This is a genomic window from Pseudomonas sp. H3_C08, from assembly GCF_054669455.1.
In genome coordinates, this window is the sequence record NZ_CP162803.1 from 5,225,284 (window position 1) to 5,250,054 (window position 24,771).

Here is a 24,771-nt window from a genome sequence, read left to right on the forward strand (position 1 = left end):
GATAGATTGATACAGGCCTTTATATACAATATGTACAGAGATTCAAAACCCTGTGACCATGTGCCAATGAGGGCCTTGGATAACCGGTTTAAGCCTGTGGATTAAAGGGTTGGTTATCCACAGAGGGGGTTATGTCCAGTTTTCAGGCCCTGTTATCAACTGCCCTTAGTGGCAGTTATTCACAGGGCTTAATCCACAGAAATACGGTGAATGAAGAAATAACAGGCGCGAGAAATCCGCTCAGGGAGACGAAATCTGCCCGGCACTGGAGAAAGGTTTGAGAAAGAGGAGGCGCAGACAGGTCGCGAATGGACCTGTCTGTGGAAAGCGGAGGGTTTATTTACCGATACAGAAGCTGGAAAAGATCCGTCCCAGCAGATCATCAGAGCTGAATGCCCCGGTGATTTCCCCTAGAGAGTGCTGAGCCTGACGCAGGTCTTCGGCCAGCAACTCGCCCGCACCCGCCAGAGTCAGTTGCGCACGACCGTGTTCAAGGGCTGCACTGGCATGGCGCAACGCTTCCAGATGGCGACGACGAGCACTGAAGCTGCTTTCCGAAGTCTGCTCGTAGCCCATACAGGCCTTGAGGTGATCACGCAGGAGTTCCAGGCCATCACCTGCAGATTTGGCGCTCAGACTGATCGTCACGTGGCTATCTTCACTGACTTCCAGGGAAATGGATTCACCAGTCAGGTCTGCTTTGTTACGGATCAACGTAACCTTGGCCGGATCCGGGCGGGTTTCGAGGAATTCAGGCCACAAGGCAAACGGATCCAGTGCTTCCGGAGCGGTTGCATCGACCACCAGCAGGACGCGATCCGCTTCGCCGATGGCTTTCAGTGCGCGTTCAACGCCAATCTTTTCCACCTGGTCTTCGGTATCACGCAAACCTGCGGTATCCACAACGTGCAACGGCATACCGTCGATGTGGATATGTTCACGCAAAATATCGCGGGTGGTGCCGGCAATCTCGGTGACGATCGCCGCTTCGCGACCGGCTAACGCATTCAACAGGCTGGACTTGCCGGCATTCGGACGACCGGCAATCACCACGGTCATGCCATCGCGCAACAACGCGCCCTGCCCGGCTTCGCGCAATACTGTGGATAATTCATCACGGACTTTGTCGAGCATGCTCAGCACATGGCCATCGGCGAGGAAGTCGATTTCTTCTTCCGGGAAGTCGATGGCGGCTTCGACGTAGATGCGCAGGCCGATCAGTTGTTCGGTCAAGTTATGCACACGCTGGGAAAACGCACCTTGCAAAGACCGCAGGGCATTGCGCGCCGCCTGTGCAGAACTCGCCTCGATCAAATCGGCAATCGCCTCGGCCTGGGCCAGGTCGAGTTTGTCATTGAGGAACGCGCGTTCGCTGAACTCCCCCGGACGCGCCAGACGGCAGCCCAGTTCCAGGCAGCGTTTGAGCAGCATGTCCAGAACGATCGGCCCACCGTGGCCCTGCAATTCCAGAACGTCTTCGCCTGTGAACGAGTTTGGCCCCGGGAAATATAGCGCCAGACCTTCATCGAGCACTTGCTGGTCATCACTGAAAAATGGCCCGTAATGGGCGTAACGCGGTTTCAGCTCGCGGCCGCTTATAGCTTTGGCTGCAACGCTGGCCAGCGGCCCGGAAATACGAACAATGCCCACACCGCCGCGACCCTGAGCGGTGGCGACGGCGGCGATGGTTTCACGAGGTGTGCTCATAAACCGGAATCCAGACAAAAGTGGCAGATAGCAAAACGCCCCACTAGGGGGCGTTTTGAGTGGTTATCCACAGTGTAAATCAAGCGGCTGCTTTGGTAGCCCGTTCGATCTTACGTGTGATGTACCACTGTTGGGTGATGGACAGGCAGTTGTTCACAACCCAGTACAGCACCAGACCAGCCGGGAACCACAGGAAGAAGAAGGTGAAGATGATTGGCATCATTTTCATGACCTTCGCCTGCATCGGATCCGGCGGAGTCGGGTTCAGCTGCTGCTGGATGAACATGGTTGCGCCCATGATGATCGGCAGAATGAAGAACGGATCCTTGATCGACAGGTCAGTGATCCACAGCATGAACGGCGCCTGGCGCATTTCCACGCTTTCCAGCAGAACCCAGTACAGCGAAAGGAAAACCGGCATCTGCACGAGGATCGGCAAGCAGCCGCCTAGCGGATTGATCTTCTCTTTCTTGTACAGCTCCATCATGGCTTGCGACATTTTCTGCCGGTCATCGCCATGTTGCTCTTTCAGAGCAGCCAGTTTCGGCGCAACGGCACGCATGCGCGCCATCGATTTGTAGCTGGCAGCCGACAGAGGGAAGAACAGACCCTTGATCAGCATGGTCAGGAAGATGATCGACCAGCCCCAGTTACCAACGATCGCGTGGATGTGTTGCAGCAGCCAGAAGATTGGCTGGGCAATGAACCACAGAATGCCGTAGTCGACGGTCAGTTCCAGACCTGGGGACAACTCTTTCAGTACAGCCTGGCTTTTCGGACCGGCGTACAGCACAGCGCTGGTTTCAACTTTGGCACCCGGAGCAGCGGTCAGTGTAGGACCGGTGTAACCGATGATGTAGTTGCCTTTGCTGTCTTTGCGGGTCTGGACGATGTTGTTTTCGCCCTTGGCCGGAATCCACGCGGTCACAAAGTAGTGTTGCAGCCAGGCTACCCAACCACCGGTGACGGTTTCCTTCAGTTGCGCCTTGTCCATGTCCTTCATGGACACTTTCTTGTACGGCTCCGAACTTGTCCACAGGGCGGCGCCCAGGTAGGTCGCGGTGCCAGTAGCAGTAGTGGACGAAGGGTCAGCGCTGTTATCACGCTTCAACTGAGCAAACATTGCGCCGTTCCAGGACTGAGCGCTCTGGTTATCCACAATGTACGAAACGGCTACGTCATACAGGCCGCGTTTCAGGGTGAAACGCTTGATGTAGTTGACGCCGTCCTTGCTGAATTTCAGGTCGACGACCAGTTGGTCCTGACCGTCAGCCAGTTGATAAGTCTTCTTCTCCGAAGAGTAGACCGGACGACCGGCCGGATTTGCATCCGGGCCATTGGTGCCGATCAGGCCGCTTTGTGCCAGATAAACACGTTCGCCGCCGTTATCGAACAGCTGGAACGGCACATCAGGACGATCCTGACGACGTGGATACAAAGGCAAGGTCAGTTGAGCAACATCACCACCTTGTGGATCGATCGCCAGATCGAGCACGTCGGTTTTGATCTGGATCAGATCCTTGCTGGCGGCTACCGGTGTTTCGGCAGGTGCGCTGGTATCGCTAGCGGCGCGCGGAATATCGTCACTGGCAGCAGCATTATTGCCAGTGGCGGTGTCCGGCAAACCGGATGTAGTCGTACTGGAAGCAACATTCTGAGTCGGCAGGGCAGCCTGACCATAGTCCTGGTTCCATTTAAGGACCATAACGTAGGCCACGATTGCCAGGGCGACGATCAGGATCGTGCGTTTGATATCCATGATTACTCGGCCATCGAAGAAGAACGGGAGGTAGGGATAGGTGGAACCGGGTCATAACCACCGGGATTCCACGGATGACAGCGACCTAAACGACGAAAGGTCAGCCAGCCACCGCGCAGAAGGCCATGATTTTCGATGGCTTCATACGCGTAGCAGGAACAACTGGGGTAGAAACGACAGTGACTGGCCATCAAAGGACTAATGGCATAGCGATAAAACTGGATCGGAACGAGGGCCAGTTTACGCATCTGGACTGTCTACCCCTACAGTTTCGGTTTTGACTTCTGGAACTGGCTTGCTGCGTGCCAGACGCTTCCAGAGCTTGCCGAAATGCTGAATCAATTCGGGGTTTTCTACATCGCCCAGACCTTTGCGCGCGACGATAACGATGTCCCAGCCGACCAGTGAATCCTGGTGCAGACGGAACGATTCGCGCATCAAACGTTTGAGGCGATTGCGCTCAACGGAGAGCTTTACGCTCTTTTTCCCGATAACCAGCCCGAGACGGGGGTGATCAAGATCGTTGTTGCGTGCAAGGAGCAGGAGATTTTTCCCCGGAACCTTGCCGGTAGGGGAGTCAAAGACTGCCTTGAAATGCCGGGGAGTAAGCAGACGCTTTTCCCGACTGAAGTCCTGACTCACCTCCAGTACCGGATTATCAAACTGCCAGACGCGCACGACCTTTGGCGCGGCGACGCGACAGGACAGCACGGCCGTTCTTGGTAGCCATGCGAGCACGGAAACCGTGGGTACGGGCGCGTTTGATGGTGCTTGGTTGGAAAGTACGTTTCATGTCGTGTTACCTGGTTCGTCCACAACGGGCCGGAATGGCCCCCGTTTTAAGAGACCGGGGATTCTAGAGAAAGCAAGCCTTCAGGTCAATTTCCAACCAGCGTTTCCTTATAAATAGATCTCAGGGCTGTCTCTGGCTGAAAGCCTGTCTGCCAAACATAAAAATAAAGAAGGGAATTATTTAAAGCTTTTCTGTAAAGCTTATAAAAGCTAGGAATGCCTCCTTCTGTGGATAAGTGCTATCAGCCCTTATTTCGCCTGATGTACAGAGAATGACAACTACAGTGGAAAACCGTGTTCAGCCTGTGCTGCACTATCGGATAACCTGTGTGTGGAAAGGCCTGTTATCCACAGCCAGGTTATCCACCGAGTTCAGCCCCCAGTTGTCCAGTGCCCTTAGAGGCGGTTATCCACAGAGCTTATTCACGCACCGTTGGTCGCTTTTTCATCGGTTAACACATTGATAAATCATGGTCACCGGGCAACCTGCATGTGGATAAGTGGACGGCTCGCCGCTACAATGGCCGCTTGTTTTTGCCTCACCGGCTTTCAACTTAGGGGATATCCGTGTCAGTGGAACTTTGGCAGCAGTGCGTGGAGCTTTTGCGCGAGGAGCTGCCTGCCCAACAATTCAACACCTGGATCCGTCCACTACAGGTCGAAGCCGAAGGCGACGAGTTGCGCGTCTACGCACCGAACCGTTTTGTGCTGGACTGGGTCAACGAAAAGTACCTGGGCCGCGTCCTTGAACTGCTGGATGAGCATGGCAACGGCACGGCGCCGGCGCTCTCCTTATTAATAGGCAGCAAGCGCAGCTCGGCACCGCGTGCCGCACCGAATGCACCGCTGGCCGCCGCTCAGGTTTCCCAGGCTCAGCTCAATGCCGCACCTGCGAACGTGCAGGCACCGACGCAGACGCCCGCACCGACGGCCAAGCGCTCGACGCAGAAAAGCCCTGAAGTCAGCGATGAACCGTCTCGCGACAGTTTCGATCCGATGTCCGGTGCCGCTTCGCAGCAAGCCCCTGTTCGCGCCGAACAGCGCACCGTGCAGGTCGAAGGTGCGCTCAAGCACACCAGCTACCTGAACCGCACCTTCACCTTCGAAAACTTCGTCGAAGGTAAATCCAACCAGCTCGCCCGCGCGGCGGCCTGGCAAGTGGCGGACAACCCCAAGCACGGCTACAACCCACTCTTCCTTTATGGTGGCGTCGGCCTGGGTAAAACCCACTTGATGCACGCGGTGGGTAACCACCTATTAAAGAAGAACCCGAATGCCAAGGTTGTGTACCTGCATTCCGAGCGTTTCGTCGCCGATATGGTCAAGGCGCTGCAACTGAACGCGATCAACGAGTTCAAGCGTTTCTACCGTTCGGTGGATGCTTTGCTGATCGACGACATTCAGTTCTTCGCCCGCAAAGAGCGCTCGCAGGAAGAGTTTTTCCACACCTTCAACGCCCTGCTTGAAGGTGGCCAGCAGGTCATTCTCACCAGTGACCGCTACCCGAAAGAAATCGAAGGCCTTGAAGAACGCCTCAAATCCCGCTTCGGCTGGGGCCTGACGGTTGCCGTCGAGCCGCCGGAATTGGAAACCCGCGTGGCTATCTTGATGAAGAAGGCCGACCAGGCCAAAGTCGAGTTACCGCATGACGCCGCGTTCTTCATCGCCCAGCGCATTCGCTCCAACGTCCGTGAGCTGGAAGGTGCGCTGAAACGCGTGATCGCCCACTCGCACTTCATGGGCCGCGACATCACCATCGAGCTGATTCGCGAATCCCTGAAAGACCTGTTGGCGTTGCAGGACAAACTGGTCTCTGTGGATAACATTCAGCGCACCGTCGCCGAGTACTACAAGATCAAGATCTCGGATCTGCTGTCCAAGCGCCGTTCGCGCTCGGTGGCTCGTCCGCGTCAGGTCGCCATGGCCTTGTCCAAGGAACTGACCAACCACAGCCTGCCGGAAATCGGCGATGTGTTCGGCGGCCGCGACCACACCACGGTGTTGCACGCCTGTCGAAAGATCAACGAACTTAAGGAATCCGACGCGGACATCCGCGAGGACTACAAGAACCTGCTGCGTACACTGACCACTTGATGAACACCAGCGCAGCTTATTAAGGCAAGGGACTAGACCATGCATTTCACCATTCAACGCGAAGCCCTGTTGAAACCCCTGCAACTGGTCGCAGGCGTCGTCGAGCGCCGACAGACCTTGCCGGTACTCTCCAACGTGCTGCTGGTTGTCGAAGGCCAGCAACTGTCGCTGACCGGTACCGACCTCGAGGTCGAGCTGGTCGGTCGTGTGCAACTTGAAGAGCCGGCTGAAACAGGTTCCATCACCGTGCCTGCGCGCAAGCTGATGGATATCTGCAAAAGCCTGCCCAACGACGCGCTGATCGACATCAAGGTCGACGAGCAGAAGCTGGTGGTGAAGGCTGGCCGTAGCCGCTTCACCCTGTCGACTCTGCCGGCCAACGATTTCCCGACCGTTGAAGAAGGTCCGGGCTCGCTGACTTGCAGTCTTGAACAAAGCAAACTGCGTCGCCTGATCGAACGCACAAGCTTCGCCATGGCCCAGCAGGACGTGCGTTATTACCTCAATGGCATGCTGCTGGAAGTGTCCGAAGGCATCATCCGCGCTGTGGCCACCGACGGTCACCGTCTGGCCATGTGCTCGATGAAGGCCGATATCGGCCAGCCAGATCGCCATCAGGTGATCGTGCCGCGCAAAGGTATTCTGGAACTGGCGCGTCTGCTCACCGAGCCGGACGGCAATGTCAGCATCGTGCTGGGTCAACATCACATCCGCGCCACCACCGGCGAATTCACCTTCACCTCGAAACTGGTTGACGGCAAGTTCCCGGACTACGAGCGCGTTCTGCCAAAGGGCGGCGACAAGCTGGTATTGGGCGATCGCCAGGCCTTGCGTGAAGCGTTCAGCCGTACCGCGATTCTGTCCAACGAGAAGTACCGTGGTATCCGTCTGCAACTGGCCAGCGGTCAGTTGAAGATCCAGGCCAACAACCCGGAACAGGAAGAAGCGGAAGAGGAAGTGGGCGTTGAATACAACGGCGGCTCTCTGGAAATCGGCTTCAACGTGAGCTATTTGCTCGACGTGCTGGGCGTGATGACCACCGAGCAGGTTCGTCTGATCCTGTCCGACTCCAACAGCAGTGCATTGGTGCAAGAGTCCGACAACGACGATTCGGCTTACGTTGTCATGCCGATGCGTCTGTAATCAGCTGACCCTGGATGTCCTTAAGTCGTGTTTCGGTCACCGCGGTGCGCAATCTGCACCCGGTGACCTTCTCCCCCTCCCCCCGCATCAACATTCTTTACGGCGCCAACGGCAGCGGCAAAACCAGTGTTCTGGAAGCCATTCATCTGCTGGGGCTTGCCCGTTCGTTTCGTAGCACGCGGCTGTTGCCGGTCATTCAGTACGAGCAACTCGCCTGCACCGTGTTCGGTCAGGTCGAATTGGCTGAGGGTGGGCACAGTGCGTTGGGGATCTCGCGCGATCGTCAGGGCGAGTTCCAGATCCGCATCGACGGCCAGAACGCCCGCAGTGCTGCGCAGCTGGCGGAGATCCTGCCGCTGCAGTTGATCAACCCCGACAGCTTCCGCTTGCTTGAAGGTGCGCCGAAGATTCGTCGACAGTTTCTCGACTGGGGCGTGTTCCACGTCGAGCCGCGCTTTATGGCCACCTGGCAGCGGTTGCAGAAGGCCCTGCGCCAGAGAAACTCTTGGCTGCGACATGGTACACTTGACGCCGTTTCGCAAGCGGTTTGGGACAGGGAACTGTGCCAGGCCAGCGCTGAAATCGATGAATACCGCCGCGCCTACATCAAAGCCTTGAAACCAGTCTTTGAACAAACCTTGAGCGAACTGGTTGAGCTTGAAGGTTTGACGCTCAGCTATTACCGAGGCTGGGACAAAGACCGGGAATTGAGCGCTGTACTGGCTGGATCCGTGCAACGGGATCAGCAAATGGGTCATACCCAGGCCGGACCGCAACGAGCTGATTTGCGTCTTAGATTGGGCGCTCACAACGCCGCGGACATCTTGTCCCGGGGTCAGCAGAAGTTAGTGGTCTGTGCACTACGGATTGCCCAAGGGCATTTGGTCAGCCGGGCCCGTCGCGGTCAGTGTATTTATCTGGTGGATGACTTGCCGTCCGAGCTGGACGAGGGCCATCGTCGCGCGCTGTGCCGTTTGCTGGAAGACTTACGCTGCCAGGTGTTTATCACCTGTGTAGATCACGAATTATTGAGGGAAGGCTGGCAGACGGAAACGCCAGTCGCTCTGTTCCACGTGGAACAGGGCCGTATCACCCAGACCCACGACCATCGGGAGTGAAGGCATTGAGCGAAGAAAATACGTACGACTCAACGAGCATTAAAGTGCTGAAAGGCCTGGATGCCGTACGCAAACGTCCCGGTATGTACATTGGTGACACTGACGATGGCAGCGGTCTGCACCACATGGTGTTCGAGGTGGTCGACAACTCGATCGACGAAGCCCTCGCCGGCCACTGCGACGACATCAGCATCATCATCCACCCGGATGAGTCCATCACCGTTAAAGACAACGGCCGTGGCATCCCGGTAGACGTGCACAAAGAGGAAGGCGTTTCCGCCGCCGAGGTCATCATGACCGTCCTCCACGCTGGCGGTAAGTTCGACGACAACTCCTACAAGGTCTCCGGCGGTCTGCACGGCGTAGGTGTATCGGTAGTGAACGCACTGTCCGAAGAACTGGTCCTGACCGTTCGCCGCAGCGGCAAGATCTGGGAACAGACCTACGTCCACGGCGTACCTCAGGCACCGATGGCCATCGTTGGCGACAGCGAAACCACCGGTACCCAGATCCACTTCAAGGCTTCCAGCGAAACCTTCAAGAACATTCACTTCAGCTGGGACATCCTGGCCAAGCGCATTCGTGAACTGTCCTTCCTCAACTCCGGTGTCGGCATCGTCCTCAAGGATGAGCGCAGCGGCAAGGAAGAGCTGTTCAAATACGAAGGTGGCCTGCGTGCGTTCGTTGAATACCTGAACACCAACAAGACTGCGGTCAACCAGGTGTTCCACTTCAACATCCAGCGTGAAGACGGCATCGGCGTGGAAATCGCCCTGCAGTGGAACGACAGCTTCAACGAGAACCTGTTGTGTTTCACCAACAACATTCCGCAGCGCGACGGCGGTACCCACCTGGTGGGTTTCCGTTCGGCCCTGACGCGTAACCTGAACAACTACATCGAGCAGGAAGGTCTGGCGAAGAAGCACAAAGTCGCCACCACCGGCGACGATGCCCGTGAAGGCCTGACCGCAATCATTTCGGTGAAAGTGCCGGATCCGAAGTTCAGCTCGCAGACCAAAGACAAGCTGGTGTCTTCCGAAGTGAAGACTGCGGTCGAGCAGGAGATGGGCAAGTACTTCTCCGACTTCCTCCTGGAAAACCCGAACGAAGCCAAGCTGGTCGTCGGCAAGATGATCGACGCCGCCCGTGCCCGTGAAGCTGCGCGCAAGGCCCGTGAGATGACCCGCCGCAAAGGCGCGCTGGACATTGCCGGTCTGCCAGGCAAGCTCGCTGACTGCCAGGAAAAAGACCCAGCGCTGTCCGAACTGTATCTCGTGGAAGGTGACTCCGCGGGCGGCTCTGCCAAGCAGGGACGTAACCGCAAGACCCAGGCGATCCTGCCGTTGAAGGGCAAGATCCTCAACGTCGAGAAAGCGCGTTTCGACAAGATGATCTCTTCCCAGGAAGTGGGCACCTTGATCACCGCGCTGGGCTGCGGCATCGGTCGCGACGAATACAACATCGACAAGCTGCGTTATCACAACATCATCATCATGACCGATGCTGACGTCGACGGTTCGCACATCCGTACCCTGCTGCTGACCTTCTTCTTCCGTCAGTTGCCGGAGCTGATCGAGCGCGGCTACATCTACATCGCCCAGCCGCCGCTGTACAAGGTCAAGAAAGGCAAGCAAGAGCAATACATCAAAGACGACGACGCCATGGAAGAGTACATGACGCAGTCGGCTCTGGAAGATGCGAGCCTGCACCTGAACGAAGAGGCCCCGGGCATTTCCGGTGAAGCACTCGAGCGTCTGGTAAACGACTTCCGCATGGTGATGAAGACCCTCAAGCGTCTGTCGCGCCTGTACCCGCAAGAGCTGACCGAGCACTTCATCTACCTGCCGGCCGTGAGCCTGGAAATGCTTGGCGACCACGCCAAGATGCAGGACTGGCTGGCCCAGTACGAAGTCCGTCTGCGCACCGTCGAAAAGTCCGGCTTGGTCTACAAGGCCAGCCTGCGTGAAGACCGTGAACGTGGTGTGTGGCTGCCGGAGGTCGAACTGATCTCCCACGGCCTGTCGAACTACGTCACCTTCAACCGCGACTTCTTCGGCAGCAACGACTACAAAACCGTCGTCACCCTTGGCGCTCAACTGAGCACCCTGCTCGACGACGGCGCGTACATCCAGCGTGGCGAGCGCAAGAAGGCAGTCACCGAGTTCAAGGAAGCCCTCGACTGGCTGATGGCTGAAAGCACCAAGCGCCACACCATTCAGCGATACAAAGGTCTGGGCGAAATGAACCCGGATCAGCTGTGGGAAACCACCATGGACCCAAGCGTGCGCCGCATGCTGAAAGTCACCATCGAAGACGCCATTGGCGCAGACCAGATCTTCAACACCCTGATGGGTGATGCGGTCGAACCTCGCCGTGACTTCATCGAGAGCAATGCGCTGGCGGTTTCGAACCTGGATTTCTGATCCATATCAGCTGCAACGAAAAAGGCCAACGCATTGCGTTGGCCTTTTTTTATTTTCCCGGTTTGCCACTGTCAACCATTCCGAGCATGTGCTCGGAATGGTCTACTCGACCGCAGATGCGACACTTTCTAAACGATACCCATACCCATAAATCGTCAGCAACTGCCACCCTCGATCCGCCGTCAGCCCGAGCTTGTTCCGCAACCGGTAGATATGCGTATCCAACGGTCGCGACGACGCCATCTCTTCATGCGGCCAAAACCGCTCATATAGATAATCCCGTGACAACGGCCGGCCCAGATTGCTGAACAGACACCGCGCCAGCCGATATTCACGCTCGGTCATGACGATCGGCTTTCCCTCCCGGGTAACGGTCAGCTCTGCATCATCAAACGTCAGGTCATTGAAGCTCAGCACTTCCGTCGCCGTGCTGCGTGGCTGGCTATGCCGACGTAGTACTGCGGCGACTCGGGCTTTCAGTTCATTGGGGCGGAACGGTTTACTTACATAATCGTCGGCCCCGGCATTCAACGCCTGGACGATATCGCTCTCGCCATCACGACTGGTGAGCATGATCGCCGCCGGCGGTGCTTCCATGTGTTCGCGAGTCCAGCGCAGCAGGGCCAGGCCGGTCAGGTCTGGCAGTTGCCAGTCGAGGATCAACAGGTCGAAGGTTTCCCGGCGCAACTGGCGCAGCAAGTCTTCGCCACGCTCGAAGCTGTGCAGCGACCATGGCTGATCGCCGGCATCGGCCATTTGCTGCAGGGTTTGCTCGACCCGGCGCAGTTCGGCGGGTTCGTCGTCCAGAATCGCAACGCGCATTCGCGGTTATTCCTTGTTGCTGGGGCAGTTGGCGGACAACCATAGTCGCTCGGCCCAAGCTGTGAAAGTAAGCGGCCCGCCGTTGGTCGACGTCCGCTATGATTCTTCGGGTCTACGTCTCAGACCTGTGGCCCATGAAACCATTCACACTGCCCTGCCCTTTTTCCCCATGAACAATCAGCGTCGGCGTGAAAGCCGTGAACCGAGCCAGGTGCAGCGATTGTTTCGACAGTTGGTGCGCGAATGGTTGTGGATAAGTCTAGTGCTGTTGCCGCTGACTGCGCTGCTGTCTTATCGCGCGCAGATTAACCTGCACGATGCGTCTGCCGCCAAAGGCGCCCTGTTGTCGGTCGCCTTGGTGGCCGGCAGTCTTGGGCTGCTGTTGTGGCGCCCGCGCTGGGCGCTCTGGGTCACGTTGATCAGCATGGCGTGCGCGTTGCTGACCAGTGCAGGTTTAGCAGAAACGCGCCGCTGGTGGTCGCCGACGCCAGCCGTGTTGGGGATGTTGTTCGGTTATCTGATCTGGAACTGGCGGCGCCTGAGCGTAGTGCTGACTTATTTCGGCTGGGAGCTGGCACGACTGGACAGCGAGCCGAAGGTTTTCCCCGAACGCCGTCGCTCGCAATTCACCGGTGCTGATCGCTTGCAGGGGCAGATCATGGCGCTGGAACAGGCTATGAGTCGCACCCGTGATACCCGGCGCTTTATTGCCGACGGTCTGGAGTACTTGCCCGTCGCCACACTGATCAGCGATCCCAAAGGCCAGATCCTGCTGGGCAATCGCAAGGCTCGCCAGCTATTCGATCACAATCTGGTGGGGGACGACGTCCTCGATCAACTGGCCAGCCTCGGTTACCCGGAGTTGTCCACAGAGTTGCGCCCGTCACTGTCGGCCATTCCGCTGTTGGAGTTTCGCGATCACAAGGAACGCAGCCTGCGCCTGGAGCGTGCCGCCCTGCTGCCGGTGGACGGAGACACGCCGATTGGTTGGCTGCTCAGCCTCACCGATCTCAGCGCCGAACGTGCCGCCGAGGAACAACGCGGGGTATTGCTGCGCTTTCTTTCCCACGACTTGCGTGCCCCGCATTCGGCGATCCTCGCCCTGCTCGATGTTCACCGCCATCAGGCCGGGGCGGACTCGCCGTTATTCGAACAGATTGAGCGGCAGGTGCGTCGCGCGCTGGATCTCACCGATGGTTTCGTCTTGCTGGCGCGGGCCGAGTCCGAAGCCTATCAGTTCCAGCCGAGCCTGTTCGCTATGTTGGTGCTGGACGTGCTGGATCAGGCCTTGCCCATCGCCCAGCAGAAACGCATCGAACTGCTGCACGACATGGATGAGCAATCCCAAGAGCGCCTGATCATGGCTGACCAGGGATTGCTGACGCGTGCGCTGTTCAACCTGCTGGAGAATGCGATCAAGTACAGCCCCGCAGATACCACGATTGAACTACGAGTCAGTTGCCAAGGAGAGTGGCTACGTTGCGAACTGACCGATCAAGGCAAAGGCATCGCCGAACAAGAGTTGCCCGACCTGTTCAGTCAGTACCGACGTTTTTCCTCCGCACAAGGCATCGACGGCGTTGGCCTGGGCTTGTCGATGGTCAAAGCGGTGGTTGATCACCACGGCGGCAAAATCTCGTGCCACAGCATGGTCGATCAAGGCACCACATTTCTTTTCGAATTACCGTTGATCGCCGAGTGAACAGGCACAAAAAAACCGGCTATATCAGCCGGTTTTTTTACTTCCGAAAAAAACTTATGCACCTTTTACGGTGTTTTATGAGCTTGAGAAATATATAAGTAAATCAATAAGTTAATTTCAATATTCAGGCTTTTTCAACAAAACCGTACACAGGTTATCCACAAAATCTCAGATAGCGATCTGATCATTTGCAGCCGGTGCCTGCGGAGCAGGTGGCAGTGAGCCCATTTCCCGTTGAGTCTTCTCGTTCCACGCTTGTACGCGGTCGTTCAGATGAGCAATGGCGCGAGGCCCTGTGCCTTCGGCATACATCGGCTCACCGATGACCACGGTGATCACCCCAGACTTCTTGCCCCAGCCGATTTTCGGCCAGAATTTGCCGGCATTGTGTGCAATCGGCAGGACCGGAAGCGCCGCATTCACTGCCAAAGCGCTACCACTGCGGGAGAACTTGCCGACAGTGCCGTAAGGAACGCGTGTACCTTCCGGAAAGATCAGCACCCAAACGTTGTCCTTGAGCAGCTCATCACCTTTGGCCGCGACTTGTTTCAGCGCCGCTTTCGGGTTGTCGCGATCAATCGCGATCGGCCGCAGCATGGCCATGGCCCAGCCAAAGAACGGTACATAAAGCAGTTCGCGCTTGAGCACCTGGCTCAACGGCGAAAAATAAGCGGAGAGAAAGAACGTCTCCCAAGTGCTCTGGTGGTTCGACTGAATCACGCAGGGCCGATCAGGTACGTTTTCCGCGCCTTTGATTTCGTAACGGATACCGAGGAACACCTTGGTCAACCACAAGGCACAGCGGCACCAGTACACGTTGATAAAACGATAGCGCGCCTTGAACGGCAAAAATGGCGCGATAAAGAAACTCAAGCTGCACCACAGCAGGGAGGTGGTGCCCAGCAGCAGGTAAAAGAGAAAAATCCTGATGGCCCGCAGTATCGACATAGTGACGTTTACCGTTACGGGGCAATGCCCGAATGTTCAAGCGCACTCCCGATCAATCCCTGGTCAGGAACTTCAGAAGTACTCTAGTTGTGGATAAGTTCTGCGGCAATCGCCGCCAGATCGTCAAAAATCAGAGTGCCAACCGGCAGGGTTTTGCCCTGAGTCTTTGCGCCTTTTCCGGTCTTTACCAAAACTGGCTGTGAATCGACGGCTTTGGCGGCCTCCAGGTCACCAAGGCTGTCGCCGACGAACCAGACATTGTTCAGTTCGACGTCGTAATGCGCGGCGATGGTTTTCAACATCCCCGGTTTCGGCTTGCGGCAATCGCAGCCTTCGTCCGGCCCATGCGGGCAATACACGATCAGCCCGACTTCACCGCCCTGCTCCGCCACGAGCGTACGCAATCGCGCGTGCATGGCATCGAGGGTGGCGAGGTCGTAGTAGCCGCGAGCAATGCCCGACTGGTTGGTGGCGACCGCCACCGTCCAGCCGGCCTTGCTCAACTGCGCAATCGCTTCGATCGAGCCGGGCAGCGGAATCCACTCCTCTACCGACTTGATGTAAGCGTCGGAGTCGTAATTGATCACTCCGTCCCGATCGAGAATCAGCAGTTTCAACAGCAATCCCTCAACCCAGCAGCGAAATGTCGGCAACACCGAGGAACAGACCACGCAGACGCGCCAGCAGCGCGTAACGGTTGGCCCGCACATTGGCGTCGTCGGCATTGACCATCACCGCGTCGAAGAACGCATCCACCGGCTCACGCAATGCCGCCAGGCGTGCCAGCGATTCGTTGTACTGACGCGCTGCCGCCATTGGCTGCACCGCTTGATCCGCTTGCTGGATCGCCGAGTACAGCGAGAACTCGTTGGCGTTGTCGAAGTACTTGGCTTGCACCTCGGTCGGTACCGCGCCTTCGAGTTTGCTCAACAGGTTCGACACACGCTTGTTCACCGCCGCCAGCGCTGCTGCTTCCGGCAGTTTGCGGAAGGCTTGCACTGCTTGCACACGCTGGTCGAAGTCCAGCGCCGAACCCGGTTTCAGGGCACGCACCGACAGGTAAGTGGCAACATCGACGCCTTCGTCTTCGTAACGTGCACGCAGACGATCGAAGATGAACTCCAGCACGGCTTCGTTGAGGCCGGCAGCCTTGACCTTGGCGCCGAACGCAGTCACGGCGAAAGCCACGGCGTCGTTCAGGTCCAGATCGAGTTTTTTCTCGATCAGGATACGCAGCACACCGAGGGCCGCACGGCGCAGGGCATACGGGTCTTTGCTGCCGGTTGGCAGCATGCCAATACCGAAGATACCGACCAAGGTGTCGAGCTTGTCAGCGATCGCGACGGCTGCACCGGTCAGGGTGGCTGGCAGTTCCGCACCGGCACCGCGTGGCATGTACTGCTCGTTGAGCGCCAGCGCGACGTCTTCCGGCTCGCCGTCATTCAGTGCGTAGTAGTAACCGGCGACACCTTGCATCTCCGGGAACTCGCCGACCATTTCAGTCGCCAGGTCGCACTTCGACAGCAGGCCTGCACGGGCAGCCCACGAGGCGTTGCCACCGATGCGTGCGGCGATGTACGCAGCCAGTTTGGAAACGCGCTCGGCCTTGTCGTAGACGCTGCCGAGTTTTTCCTGGAACACCACGTTCTTCAGGCGATCATTGAAGGCTTCGAGTTTCTGCTTCTTGTCTTGCTTGAAGAAGAACTCGGCGTCGGTCAGGCGTGGACGAACCACTTTCTCGTTACCGGCGATGATCTGTTGCGGGTCTTTGCTTTCGATGTTGGCCACAGTAATGAAACGTGGCAGCAACTTGCCGTCGGCATCCAGCAGGCAGAAGTACTTCTGGTTGTCCTGCATGGTGGTGATCAGGGCTTCTTGCGGCACGTCGAGGAAACGCTCCTCGAACGAGCACACCAGCGGCACCGGCCATTCAACCAGTGCGGTCACTTCGTCGAGCAGTGCCGGCGGAACGATTGCCGTGCCTTCCTGACGGGTGGCCAGTTCTTCGGTGCGCTTGCTGATGATCTCGCGACGCTCGTTGGCATCGGCCAATACATAAGCGGCACGCAGGTCGGCGAGGTAGCTCGACGGCGAACCGATGCGCACGCTTTCCGGGTGATGGAAGCGGTGACCACGGGAATCACGGCCAGCCTTCTGCGCGAGGATGGTGCAGTCGATGACCTGGTCACCGAGCAGCATCACCAGCCATTGGGTCGGACGCACGAACTCTTCCTTGCGCGCACCCCAACGCATGCGTTTCGGGATCGGCAGGTCGTTCAGCGAGTCTTCGACGATGGTCGGCAGCAGGCTCGCGGTCGGCTTGCCGGCGATGCTCTGGCTGTAACGCAGTTTCGGGCCGCTCTGATCGATTTCGCTCAGATCGACGCCGCACTTCTTGGCGAAGCCCAGTGCTGCTTGCGTTGGATTGCCGTCAGCGTCGAACGCCGCCTGACGTGGTGGGCCGTCGAGGTTGATGCTGCGATCCGGTTGCTGGGTAGCCAGCGCGGTGATCAGCACAGCCAGACGACGCGGTGCGGCGTAGACGGTTTTAGTCTCGTAGCTCAGGCCAGCGGCTTGCAGGCCCTTGTCGATACCGGCGAGGAACGCTTCAGCCAAGGTGTTCAGGGCTTTCGGTGGCAGTTCTTCGGTGCCCAGTTCAACCAGAAAATCTTGCGCACTCATTGTGCTGCCTCCAGCTTGGCCAGTACTTCGTCACGCAGGTCCGGGTTCGCCATCGGGAAGCCCAGCTTGGCGCGCGCCAGCAGGTAGGCTTGCGCAACGGAACGCGCCAGGGTGCGTACGCGCAGAATGTATTGCTGACGCGCGGTCACCGAGATCGCCCGGCGTGCATCCAGCAGGTTGAAGGTGTGCGACGCCTTCAACACCATTTCGTAGCTCGGCAACGGCAGCGGCTGGTCGAGTTCGATCAGGCGTTTGGCTTCGCTTTCATAGAAGTCGAACAGTTCGAACAGCTTGTCGACGTTGGCGTGTTCGAAGTTGTAAGTGGACTGTTCCACTTCGTTCTGGTGGAACACGTCGCCGTAGGTCACCTTGCCAAACGGACCGTCAGCCCAGACCAGGTCGTAGACCGAGTCCACGCCTTGCAGGTACATGGCCAGACGCTCGAGACCGTAAGTGATCTCGCCGGTCACCGGGTAGCACTCGATGCCGCCCGCCTGCTGGAAGTAAGTGAACTGAGTCACTTCCATGCCGTTGAGCCAGACTTCCCAGCCCAGACCCCAGGCGCCGAGAGTCGGCGATTCCCAGTTGTCTTCGACGAAGCGAATGTCGTGGACCAGCGGGTCCAGGCCGACATGCTTGAGCGAGCCCAGGTACAGTTCCTGGAAGTTGTCCGGGTTCGGTTTCAGGACGACCTGGAACTGATAGTAGTGCTGCAGACGGTTCGGGTTTTCGCCGTAGCGGCCGTCAGTCGGACGGCGGCTTGGCTGCACGTAGGCGGCGTTCCAGGTTTCCGGGCCGATGGCGCGGAGGAAGGTCGCGGTGTGGAAAGTGCCGGCGCCTACTTCCATATCGTAGGGCTGAAGTACCACGCAACCTTGCTCGGCCCAGTATTGCTGGAGCGCGAGGATCAAGTCTTGGAAGGTACGCACGGCTGGCGTAGGCTGGCTCACGAAATTCACCTGTTTCTTGGGCTGCGATTTAAAGAGCGGGAGTATACCCGATTCAGTCGCACCTCCACCCCCTGGAGCCTTATGCCACGCTGCTTTTGGTGTACCGAAGATCCGCTGTACATGGCTTATCACGATCAGGAGTGGGGCACGCCGCTACGCGATGCGCAGGGTTTGTTCGAGTTGCTTTTGCTCGAAGGGTTCCAGGCCGGGCTGTCCTGGATCACCGTGTTGCGCAAGCGCGAGCGTTATCGCGAGGTGTTGTTCGGCTTCGACGTACAGCGCGTGGCGCAGATGAGCGACGCTGAAATCGACGAATTGATGCTCGATCCTGGGATCATCCGCAACCGCCTGAAACTCAACGCCGCCCGGCGTAATGCCCAGGCCTGGCTGGCGCTGGAGGACCCGGTGGCGTTCCTCTGGTCGTTCGTCGGTGACCAACCGCTCATCAATCACTTCAAGGATCGCAGCGAAGTCCCGGCGATCACCCCCGAAGCGCTGGCGATGAGCAAAGGCTTGAAAAAGGCCGGATTCACGTTCGTCGGCCCGACCATTTGCTACGCACTGATGCAGGCCTCGGGCATGGTCATGGACCACACTCAGGACTGCGACCGCTACGCGCAGCTCGTCAACGCCGGTTAGAATGGCCGCCTCGCGCACCGCACAAGATCAGGAGTGACCTGTGGAAAAGTTTAAAGGCGCCTTGCTGGTAGGCGCTCTGCGGCTGTTTGCCCTGCTGCCATGGCGGGCCGTGCAGGCCGTAGGTTCGGCGATTGGCTGGATCATGTGGAAAACCCCCAACCGTTCCCGCGAAGTGGTGCGGATCAACCTTGCGAAATGTTTTCCACAGATGGATGCCGCCGAACGTGAACGTCTGGTCGGCCAAAGCCTGAAAGACATCGGCAAGTCGCTGACCGAAAGCGCCTGCGCGTGGATCTGGCCGGCGCAGCGCTCGATCGATCTAGTGCGCGAAGTTCAAGGTCTCGACATCCTCAAGAATGCCTTGGCCTCGGGCAAAGGCGTGGTCGGCATCACCAGCCACCTGGGCAACTGGGAAGTGCTCAACCACTTCTATTGCAGCCAGTGCAAACCGATCATTTTCTACCGTCCGCCGAAGCTCAAAGCTGTGGACGAATTGCTGCGCAAACAGCGCGTGCAATTGGGCAACAAAGTCGCTGCTTCCACCAAGGAAGGCATCCTCAGTGTGATCAAGGAAGTGCGCAAAGGTGGTGCAGTGGGCATTCCTGCTGACCCGGAACCGGCCGAATCCGCCGGGATCTTCGTGCCGTTCTTCGCCACTCAAGCGCTGACCAGCAAATTCGTGCCGAACATGCTCGCCGGTGGCAAAGCCGTCGGTGTGTTCCTGCATGCGCTGCGCCTGCCCGACGGTTCCGGCTACAAAGTGATCCTCGAAGCCGCGCCAGAAGCCATGTACAGCACCGATACCGCCGAATCCTGCGCCGCGATGAGTAAAGTCGTCGAGCGTTACGTCGCCGCGTACCCGAGCCAGTACATGTGGAGCATGAAGCGCTTCAAGAAGCGTCCGCCGGGCGAAGAGCGCTGGTACTGAGCTGATTGGCATGATCTGTGGATAACCTCACTGGCGAGGTTATCCACAACCGTTCATCAAAGGGCGCAACAAGATGTCCGAACAACGCAAATCCTTCCGCATCAAGATTACCCACGACAGCTTTGGCGAATGCCTCGGGCAGACGCGCAACCTGTCGCCTACCGGGGTGTTTGTGCAGCATCCGGTTTTGGCTTCTTTGCCCAAAGGCGCAGTGGTTTACGGCGAGGTGCAGGGTTTACCCACAGGCGCGCCGCGGGTGCGGATGGAAGTGGTGACGGTGGATGCCGACGGGATCGGTCTTCGCTACCTTTGACTTATAGCGCCTGACGATCAAGCTTCTTCAGAAACACCGTCATTTCCTTCTCGGCCTGCTTGTCGCCATGGGCGCGGGCCGCTTCCAGACCTTGTTCCCACGCATTACGCGCGGCGGCGTGATCGCCCAGCGCCAGATGCGCTTTGCCCAACAGCTTCCAGGCTGCGGAATATTTCGGATCGAAGCCGACACAACGTTCAAAGTGCTCGGCGGCCTTGGCGTTTTCACCCAGATCCAGATAACCCTTGCCCAGGCCGAAGCGCAGCAGAGAGTTATCCACACCCTTGGCGAGCATTTTTTCCAGGGAGTCGAGCATGGGAGATTCCTTGAGTGAGGTGTGTCAGGGATGAGTCTTGCTTACTGATACCGCCATCGTGAGCAGGCTCACTCCTACATTTGGAATGCGTTCCCCTGTAGGAGTGAGCCTGCTCGCGATGACGCCAGTCTGATCACCCAAAAAGCCGGATCAGAAGAAGCTCAACCCCACATGAAACAGCTTCTCCACATCGCGAATATGCTTTTTATCCACAAGAAACAGGATCACATGGTCGCCCGCTTCGATTACCGTGTCGTCGTGGGCGATGATCACTTGCTCGTTGCGAATGACCGCGCCAATGGTGGTGCCGGGCGGCAGGCCAATCTTCTCGATGGGCTTGCCGATGACCTTGCTCGACTTCGCATCACCGTGGGCAATCGCCTCGATGGCTTCTGCCGCACCGCGGCGCAGTGAGTGCACGCTGACGATATCGCCACGACGCACGTGCGCCAGCAAGGTGCCGATGGTCGCCAGTTGCGGGCTGATGGCGATGTCGATATCGCCGCCCTGAATCAGATCGACGTAGGCCGGGTTGTTGATGATCGTCATGACCTTCTTCGCCCCCAGCCGTTTGGCCAGCAGCGACGACATGATGTTGGCTTCGTCATCGTTGGTGAGGGCGAGGAAGATATCGGCGTCGGCAATGTTCTCCTCCATCAGTAAATCACGATCTGATGCACTGCCCTGCAGCACCACGGTGCTGTCGAGGGTGTCGGAGAGATAACGGCAACGCGCCGGATTCATCTCGATGATCTTCACCTGATAACGGCTTTCGATGGCCTCGGCCAAACGCTCGCCAATTTGCCCGCCGCCAGCAATGACGATGCGTTTGTAGGTTTCGTCGAGGCGGCGCATTTCGCTCATCACTGCGCGAATATTCTCACGGGCGGCGATGAAAAAGACTTCGTCATCCGCCTCGATCACCGTATCGCCCTGGGGCAGGATCGGCCGGTCACGGCGGAAAATTGCGGCGACGCGAGTCTCGACATTCGGCATGTGCTCACGCAACTGCCGCAGTTGCTGACCCACCAGCGGCCCGCCGTAATAGGCGCGCACCGCTACCAGTTGCGCTGCACCCTCGGCGAAGTCGATCACCTGCAAGGCGCCCGGATGCTGGATCAGGCGCTTGATGTAGTTGGTCACCACCTGCTCGGGGCTGATCAGCACGTCGACCGGAATCGCTTCGTTCTGAAACAGTTGCTCCTCGCGATTGAGGTAGGACGCTTCGCGCACCCGGGCGATCTTGGTCGGGGTGTGGAACAGCGTGTGGGCGACCTGGCAGGCGACCATGTTGGTTTCGTCGCTGTTGGTCACCGCCACCAGCATGTCCGCGTCGTCGGCGCCGGCCTGACGCAGCACCGACGGCAGCGAGCCCCGGCCCTGCACGGTGCGGATGTCGAGGCGGTCGCCGAGGTCGCGCAGGCGCTCACCGTCGGTGTCGACTACCGTAATATCGTTGGCCTCGCTGGCCAGATGTTCTGCCAGCGAACCGCCGACCTGTCCTGCACCGAGGATGATGATTTTCATCCAGTCACTCCGTTAAATCCGTTTAGCTGCGTGCGGCAGCAATCTTGATCAGCTTGGCGTAGTAGAACCCGTCATGCCCACCTTGCTGGGCCAGCAGTTGGCGACCATGGGGCTGTTTGATTCCGGCCGACGTGGCCAGATCCAGTTCACGGGCGCCTGGGGTACGCTCAAGGAACGCAGCGATGACTTCGGTATTCTCGGTCGGCAGCGTCGAGCAGGTGGCGTACAGCAGGATGCCGCCGACTTCGAGGGTTTTCCACATCGCGTCGAGCAGTTCGCCTTGCAGTTGCGCGAGGGCGACGATGTCGTCCGGCTGACGGGTCAGCTTGATGTCCGGATGGCGGCGGATCACGCCGGTCGCCGAGCACGGCGCGTCTAGCAGAATGCGCTGGAACGGTTTGCCGTCCCACCACTTTTCGGTATCGCGACCGTCGGCGGCGATCAGTTCGGCGTTCAGACCAAGGCGTTCAAGGTTCTCCTTGACCCGCACCAGACGCTTGGCTTCCAGATCCACCGCCACTACACCGGCCAGCGCAGGTTCGGCTTCGAGGATGTGGCAAGTCTTGCCGCCCGGCGCGCAGCAGGCGTCGAGCACGCGTTGCCCCGGCGCCAGATTGAGCAGATCGGCGGCCAGTTGCGCCGCTTCGTCCTGCACGCTGATCCAGCCTTCGGCGAAACCAGGCAGGCTGCGTACGTCGGCGGCGGCTTCGAGAATGATGCCGTCGCAACTGTACACACATGGCGTCGCGGCAATCCCGGCCTCCGTCAGCAAGCCAAGATAGGCGTCGCGGCTGTGGTGACGGCGGTTGACCCGCAGGATCATCGGCGGATGCGCATTGTTCGCCTCGCAAATCGCTTCCCACTGTTCCGGCCAGAAGGCCTTCAGGGATTTTTGCAGCCAGCGCGGGTGAGCGGTGCGCACCACTGGGTCACGTTCCAGCTCGGCGAAAATCGTTTCGCTTTCGCGCTGGGCGTTACGCAGCACCGCGTTGAGCAGGCCTTTGGCCCACGGCTTCTTCAGCTTGTCGGCGCAACCGACGGTTTCGCCGATGGCGGCATGGGCCGGCACGCGGGTGTAGAGCAATTGGTAGAGACCGACCAGCAGCAGCGCTTCGACATCGGCGTCGGCAGCCTTGAACGGTTTCTGCAGCAGCTTCTCGGCGAGTGCCGACAGGCGTGGCTGCCAGCGCGCAGTGCCGAAGGCCAGATCCTGAGTGAAGCCGCGATCACGATCCTCGACCTTGTCCAGTTGCGTCGGCAGGGAGCTGTTCAACGAGGCTTTGCCGCTGAGCACGGCGGCGAGTGCCTTGGCGGCGGCCAGACGCGGGTTCATTGCGCGTCCACCGCTGCGCCGAGCACGGTGCCGACAGCGAATTTCTCTCGACGGCTGTTGAACAGGTCGCTGAAGTTCAGCGCCTTGCCACCCGGCAATTGCAGGCGGGTCAGGCACAGCGCCTGCTCGCCGCAAGCGACGACCAAACCGTCCTTGCTGGCGCTGAGGATTTCACCCGGCGCGCCTTTACCTTCGGCGAGTGTCGCCGCCAGTACTTTCAGCGCTTCACCGTTGAGGGTGCTGTGGGTGATCGGCCATGGGTTGAAGGCGCGCACCAGGCGTTCCAGCTCAACGGCCGGACGGCTCCAGTCGATGCGTGCTTCGTCTTTGTTCAGCTTATGCGCGTAAGTGGCGCGCTCATCGTTCTGCACTTCACCTTCCAGCGTGCCTGCAGCCAGACCGGCAATCGCCTGGACCACGGCGGGCGGGCCCATTTCGGCGAGGCGGTCGTGCAGCGTGCCGCCGGTGTCTTCGCCGGTGATCGGCGTGACGACCTTGAGCAGCATCGGTCCGGTGTCGAGGCCCGCTTCCATGCGCATCACGGTCACGCCGCTTTCCGCGTCACCGTGTTCGACGGCGCGCTGAATCGGCGCCGCACCGCGCCAGCGTGGCAGCAAGGAGGCGTGGCTGTTGATGCAGCCCAGACGCGGGATATCCAGCACCACTTGCGGCAGGATCAAGCCGTAGGCGACCACCACCAGCAAGTCCGGCTTCAGTGCGGCCAGTTCTGCCTGAGCGTCAGCGTTGCGCAACGTCGGCGGCTGCAACACCTGGATATTATTTTCCAGGGCGAGCTGTTTGACCGGGCTTGGCATCAGTTTTTGCCCGCGACCGGCCGGACGATCCGGTTGGGTGTAGACCGCAACGATCTCGTAAGGGCTATTCAGCAGGGCCTTGAGGTGTTCGGCGGCGAATTCCGGGGTGCCGGCAAAAACGATGCGCAGTGGCTCAGTCATGAAGGGAGTCTCATAAAAAGAAAAGGCTTGCCGCAGCAAGCCTTTGAAGAGGGGCATCAAGCGTTCTGGCGGTGCTGCTTTTCCAGTTTCTTCTTGATCCGGTCGCGTTTGAGCGTGGACAGGTAGTCGACGAACAATTTGCCGTTGAGGTGGTCGCATTCGTGCTGGATGCACACCGCGAGCAGGCCTTCGGCGATCAGCTCATAGGGCTTGCCGTCGCGGTCCAGCGCCTTGATCTTGACCTTTTGCGGGCGGTCGACGTTTTCGTAGAAACCCGGTACCGAAAGGCAGCCTTCCTGGTATTGGTCCATTTCGTCGGTCAGCGATTCGAACTCGGGGTTGATGAACACCCGCGGTTCGGTGCGGTCTTCGGAAAGGTCCATCACGACGATACGTTTGTGCACGTTGACCTGGGTCGCGGCAAGGCCGATGCCCGGCGCTTCATACATTGTTTCAAACATGTCATCGACCAACTGACGCACTTCGTCGTCCACTACAGCCACAGGTTTGGCGATAGTGCGCAGACGCGGGTCCGGGAATTCGAGGATGTTTAAAATGGCCATAGGCTTTGATTGCTGCACACGTTGAGTAAAGTCGGGCGATGGCCTGGCAGGTCCGA

General features: G+C 58.6%; 23 protein-coding genes. 8 read left to right on the top strand and 15 right to left on the bottom strand.

Annotated features, from left to right (window positions below; all coding sequences use genetic code 11):
- Positions 1–336 precede the first annotated feature (336 nt).
- From mnmE to rpmH, 5 genes are all read right to left on the bottom strand, one after another.
- Complete coding sequence (gene mnmE / locus AB4N74_RS23900) at positions 337–1,707, bottom strand: tRNA uridine-5-carboxymethylaminomethyl(34) synthesis GTPase MnmE (protein WP_093429551.1); 1,371 nt, start codon at positions 1,705–1,707, stop codon at positions 337–339.
- 79 nt (positions 1,708–1,786) lie between these two features.
- The gene (gene yidC, locus AB4N74_RS23905) at positions 1,787–3,466 is read right to left on the bottom strand and encodes a membrane protein insertase YidC (RefSeq protein ID WP_320336086.1); all 1,680 of its coding nucleotides are present in this window, start codon (positions 3,464–3,466) and stop codon (positions 1,787–1,789) included.
- A gap of 2 nt (positions 3,467–3,468) precedes the next feature.
- Positions 3,469–3,714: a membrane protein insertion efficiency factor YidD gene (gene yidD, locus AB4N74_RS23910; protein WP_010465488.1), complete on the bottom strand. Its 246-nt coding sequence runs from the start codon at positions 3,712–3,714 to the stop codon at positions 3,469–3,471.
- Positions 3,707–4,108: a ribonuclease P protein component gene (rnpA, locus tag AB4N74_RS23915; protein WP_042704971.1), complete on the bottom strand. Its 402-nt coding sequence runs from the start codon at positions 4,106–4,108 to the stop codon at positions 3,707–3,709. The genes yidD and rnpA overlap by 8 nt, the downstream gene beginning before the upstream one ends.
- A 16-nt stretch (positions 4,109–4,124) precedes the next feature.
- Positions 4,125–4,259, bottom strand: a complete 135-nt coding sequence (gene rpmH, locus AB4N74_RS23920) for a 50S ribosomal protein L34 (protein WP_003213577.1) — start codon at positions 4,257–4,259, stop codon at positions 4,125–4,127.
- 566 nt (positions 4,260–4,825) lie between these two features.
- Between rpmH and dnaA the strand changes: the two genes are divergently transcribed.
- Genes dnaA through gyrB form a run of 4 tightly spaced genes read left to right on the top strand, consistent with a single transcriptional unit; the run spans position 4,826 to position 11,036 of the window.
- Positions 4,826–6,352 (top strand): chromosomal replication initiator protein DnaA, encoded by a 1,527-nt coding sequence (gene dnaA / locus AB4N74_RS23925; protein WP_460097403.1) that lies wholly within the window; start codon positions 4,826–4,828, stop codon positions 6,350–6,352.
- A gap of 39 nt (positions 6,353–6,391) precedes the next feature.
- On the top strand, positions 6,392–7,495 hold the full coding sequence (gene dnaN, locus AB4N74_RS23930; protein ID WP_007911887.1) for a DNA polymerase III subunit beta: 1,104 nt from the start codon (positions 6,392–6,394) through the stop codon (positions 7,493–7,495).
- Between the two features lie 14 nt (positions 7,496–7,509).
- Entirely contained in the window at positions 7,510–8,613 is a 1,104-nt protein-coding gene (gene recF / locus AB4N74_RS23935; protein WP_257356661.1) for a DNA replication/repair protein RecF, read from the top strand.
- Between the two features lie 5 nt (positions 8,614–8,618).
- Positions 8,619–11,036, top strand: coding sequence for a DNA topoisomerase (ATP-hydrolyzing) subunit B (gene gyrB, locus AB4N74_RS23940; protein WP_093429549.1), 2,418 nt, complete (start codon positions 8,619–8,621; stop codon positions 11,034–11,036).
- Positions 11,037–11,138: 102 nt separating this feature from the next.
- On the opposite strand, the gene AB4N74_RS23945 is transcribed toward gyrB, so the two are convergent.
- Positions 11,139–11,858 carry a response regulator transcription factor gene (locus AB4N74_RS23945; protein ID WP_099757598.1) on the bottom strand — a complete coding sequence of 240 codons (720 nt, stop codon included), beginning with the start codon at positions 11,856–11,858 and terminating at the stop codon, positions 11,139–11,141.
- Between the two features lie 169 nt (positions 11,859–12,027).
- On the opposite strand from AB4N74_RS23945, the gene AB4N74_RS23950 reads away from it, so the two are divergent.
- Positions 12,028–13,560 carry a sensor histidine kinase gene (locus tag AB4N74_RS23950; protein ID WP_093429547.1) on the top strand — a complete coding sequence of 511 codons (1,533 nt, stop codon included), beginning with the start codon at positions 12,028–12,030 and terminating at the stop codon, positions 13,558–13,560.
- Between the two features lie 168 nt (positions 13,561–13,728).
- Here AB4N74_RS23950 and AB4N74_RS23955 read toward each other — a convergent pair whose 3' ends face one another.
- The 4 genes from AB4N74_RS23955 to glyQ form a co-directional block, all read right to left on the bottom strand.
- Positions 13,729–14,508: a lysophospholipid acyltransferase family protein gene (locus AB4N74_RS23955; protein WP_460097406.1), complete on the bottom strand. Its 780-nt coding sequence runs from the start codon at positions 14,506–14,508 to the stop codon at positions 13,729–13,731.
- 83 nt (positions 14,509–14,591) lie between these two features.
- The gene (gene gmhB, locus AB4N74_RS23960) at positions 14,592–15,131 is read right to left on the bottom strand and encodes a D-glycero-beta-D-manno-heptose 1,7-bisphosphate 7-phosphatase (RefSeq protein ID WP_176471260.1); all 540 of its coding nucleotides are present in this window, start codon (positions 15,129–15,131) and stop codon (positions 14,592–14,594) included.
- Positions 15,132–15,135: 4 nt separating this feature from the next.
- The gene (gene glyS, locus AB4N74_RS23965) at positions 15,136–17,190 is read right to left on the bottom strand and encodes a glycine--tRNA ligase subunit beta (RefSeq protein ID WP_427120235.1); all 2,055 of its coding nucleotides are present in this window, start codon (positions 17,188–17,190) and stop codon (positions 15,136–15,138) included.
- Positions 17,187–18,140 (bottom strand): glycine--tRNA ligase subunit alpha, encoded by a 954-nt coding sequence (gene glyQ / locus AB4N74_RS23970; protein WP_320336084.1) that lies wholly within the window; start codon positions 18,138–18,140, stop codon positions 17,187–17,189. Before glyQ ends, glyS begins: the two co-directional genes overlap by 4 nt.
- An 81-nt stretch (positions 18,141–18,221) precedes the next feature.
- On the opposite strand from glyQ, the gene AB4N74_RS23975 reads away from it, so the two are divergent.
- The 3 genes from AB4N74_RS23975 (at position 18,222) to AB4N74_RS23985 (ending at position 20,020) form a co-directional block, all read left to right on the top strand.
- Positions 18,222–18,779 carry a DNA-3-methyladenine glycosylase I gene (locus AB4N74_RS23975; RefSeq protein WP_093429543.1) on the top strand — a complete coding sequence of 186 codons (558 nt, stop codon included), beginning with the start codon at positions 18,222–18,224 and terminating at the stop codon, positions 18,777–18,779.
- 40 nt (positions 18,780–18,819) lie between these two features.
- Positions 18,820–19,707 (top strand): lysophospholipid acyltransferase, encoded by an 888-nt coding sequence (locus AB4N74_RS23980; RefSeq protein ID WP_460097409.1) that lies wholly within the window; start codon positions 18,820–18,822, stop codon positions 19,705–19,707.
- A 73-nt stretch (positions 19,708–19,780) separates the two neighbouring features.
- The gene (locus tag AB4N74_RS23985; RefSeq protein ID WP_095049573.1) at positions 19,781–20,020 is read left to right on the top strand and encodes a PilZ domain-containing protein; all 240 of its coding nucleotides are present in this window, start codon (positions 19,781–19,783) and stop codon (positions 20,018–20,020) included.
- A gap of 1 nt (position 20,021) precedes the next feature.
- Here the strand turns inward: AB4N74_RS23985 and AB4N74_RS23990 are convergent, their stop codons facing one another.
- The 5 genes from AB4N74_RS23990 to def form a co-directional block, all read right to left on the bottom strand.
- Positions 20,022–20,336: a tetratricopeptide repeat protein gene (locus AB4N74_RS23990; RefSeq protein WP_320336083.1), complete on the bottom strand. Its 315-nt coding sequence runs from the start codon at positions 20,334–20,336 to the stop codon at positions 20,022–20,024.
- Positions 20,337–20,486: 150 nt separating this feature from the next.
- Positions 20,487–21,863: a Trk system potassium transporter TrkA gene (gene trkA, locus AB4N74_RS23995; RefSeq protein ID WP_093429539.1), complete on the bottom strand. Its 1,377-nt coding sequence runs from the start codon at positions 21,861–21,863 to the stop codon at positions 20,487–20,489.
- Positions 21,864–21,885: 22 nt separating this feature from the next.
- The gene (rsmB, locus tag AB4N74_RS24000; RefSeq protein WP_460097411.1) at positions 21,886–23,196 is read right to left on the bottom strand and encodes a 16S rRNA (cytosine(967)-C(5))-methyltransferase RsmB; all 1,311 of its coding nucleotides are present in this window, start codon (positions 23,194–23,196) and stop codon (positions 21,886–21,888) included.
- Positions 23,193–24,152, bottom strand: coding sequence for a methionyl-tRNA formyltransferase (gene fmt / locus AB4N74_RS24005; protein ID WP_116254177.1), 960 nt, complete (start codon positions 24,150–24,152; stop codon positions 23,193–23,195). The genes rsmB and fmt overlap by 4 nt, the downstream gene beginning before the upstream one ends.
- A gap of 56 nt (positions 24,153–24,208) precedes the next feature.
- A complete protein-coding gene (gene def / locus AB4N74_RS24010; protein WP_016984087.1) occupies positions 24,209–24,715 on the bottom strand; it encodes a peptide deformylase in 507 nt (168 codons plus the stop codon).
- Positions 24,716–24,771: the final 56 nt, after the last annotated feature.

Excerpts from the sequence above, each read along its gene's own strand:
- glyS (WP_427120235.1), bottom strand. The coding sequence starts at position 17,190 with ATGAGTGCGCAAGATTTTCTGGTTGAACTGGGCACCGAAGAACTGCCA.
- rpmH (WP_003213577.1), bottom strand. The coding sequence starts at position 4,259 with ATGAAACGTACTTTCCAACCAAGCACCATCAAACGCGCCCGTACCCAC.
- fmt (WP_116254177.1), bottom strand. The coding sequence starts at position 24,152 with ATGACTGAGCCACTGCGCATCGTTTTTGCCGGCACCCCGGAATTCGCC.
- AB4N74_RS23990 (WP_320336083.1), bottom strand. The coding sequence starts at position 20,336 with ATGCTCGACTCCCTGGAAAAAATGCTCGCCAAGGGTGTGGATAACTCT.
- recF (WP_257356661.1), top strand. The coding sequence starts at position 7,510 with ATGTCCTTAAGTCGTGTTTCGGTCACCGCGGTGCGCAATCTGCACCCG.
- dnaN (WP_007911887.1), top strand. The coding sequence starts at position 6,392 with ATGCATTTCACCATTCAACGCGAAGCCCTGTTGAAACCCCTGCAACTG.
- mnmE (WP_093429551.1), bottom strand. The coding sequence starts at position 1,707 with ATGAGCACACCTCGTGAAACCATCGCCGCCGTCGCCACCGCTCAGGGT.
- yidD (WP_010465488.1), bottom strand. The coding sequence starts at position 3,714 with ATGCGTAAACTGGCCCTCGTTCCGATCCAGTTTTATCGCTATGCCATT.
- yidC (WP_320336086.1), bottom strand. The coding sequence starts at position 3,466 with ATGGATATCAAACGCACGATCCTGATCGTCGCCCTGGCAATCGTGGCC.
- AB4N74_RS23985 (WP_095049573.1), top strand. The coding sequence starts at position 19,781 with ATGTCCGAACAACGCAAATCCTTCCGCATCAAGATTACCCACGACAGC.
- AB4N74_RS23950 (WP_093429547.1), top strand. The coding sequence starts at position 12,028 with ATGAACAATCAGCGTCGGCGTGAAAGCCGTGAACCGAGCCAGGTGCAG.
- AB4N74_RS23955 (WP_460097406.1), bottom strand. The coding sequence starts at position 14,508 with ATGTCGATACTGCGGGCCATCAGGATTTTTCTCTTTTACCTGCTGCTG.
- AB4N74_RS23945 (WP_099757598.1), bottom strand. The coding sequence starts at position 11,858 with ATGCGCGTTGCGATTCTGGACGACGAACCCGCCGAACTGCGCCGGGTC.
- trkA (WP_093429539.1), bottom strand. The coding sequence starts at position 21,863 with ATGAAAATCATCATCCTCGGTGCAGGACAGGTCGGCGGTTCGCTGGCA.
- def (WP_016984087.1), bottom strand. The coding sequence starts at position 24,715 with ATGGCCATTTTAAACATCCTCGAATTCCCGGACCCGCGTCTGCGCACT.
- AB4N74_RS23975 (WP_093429543.1), top strand. The coding sequence starts at position 18,222 with ATGCCACGCTGCTTTTGGTGTACCGAAGATCCGCTGTACATGGCTTAT.
- rsmB (WP_460097411.1), bottom strand. The coding sequence starts at position 23,196 with ATGAACCCGCGTCTGGCCGCCGCCAAGGCACTCGCCGCCGTGCTCAGC.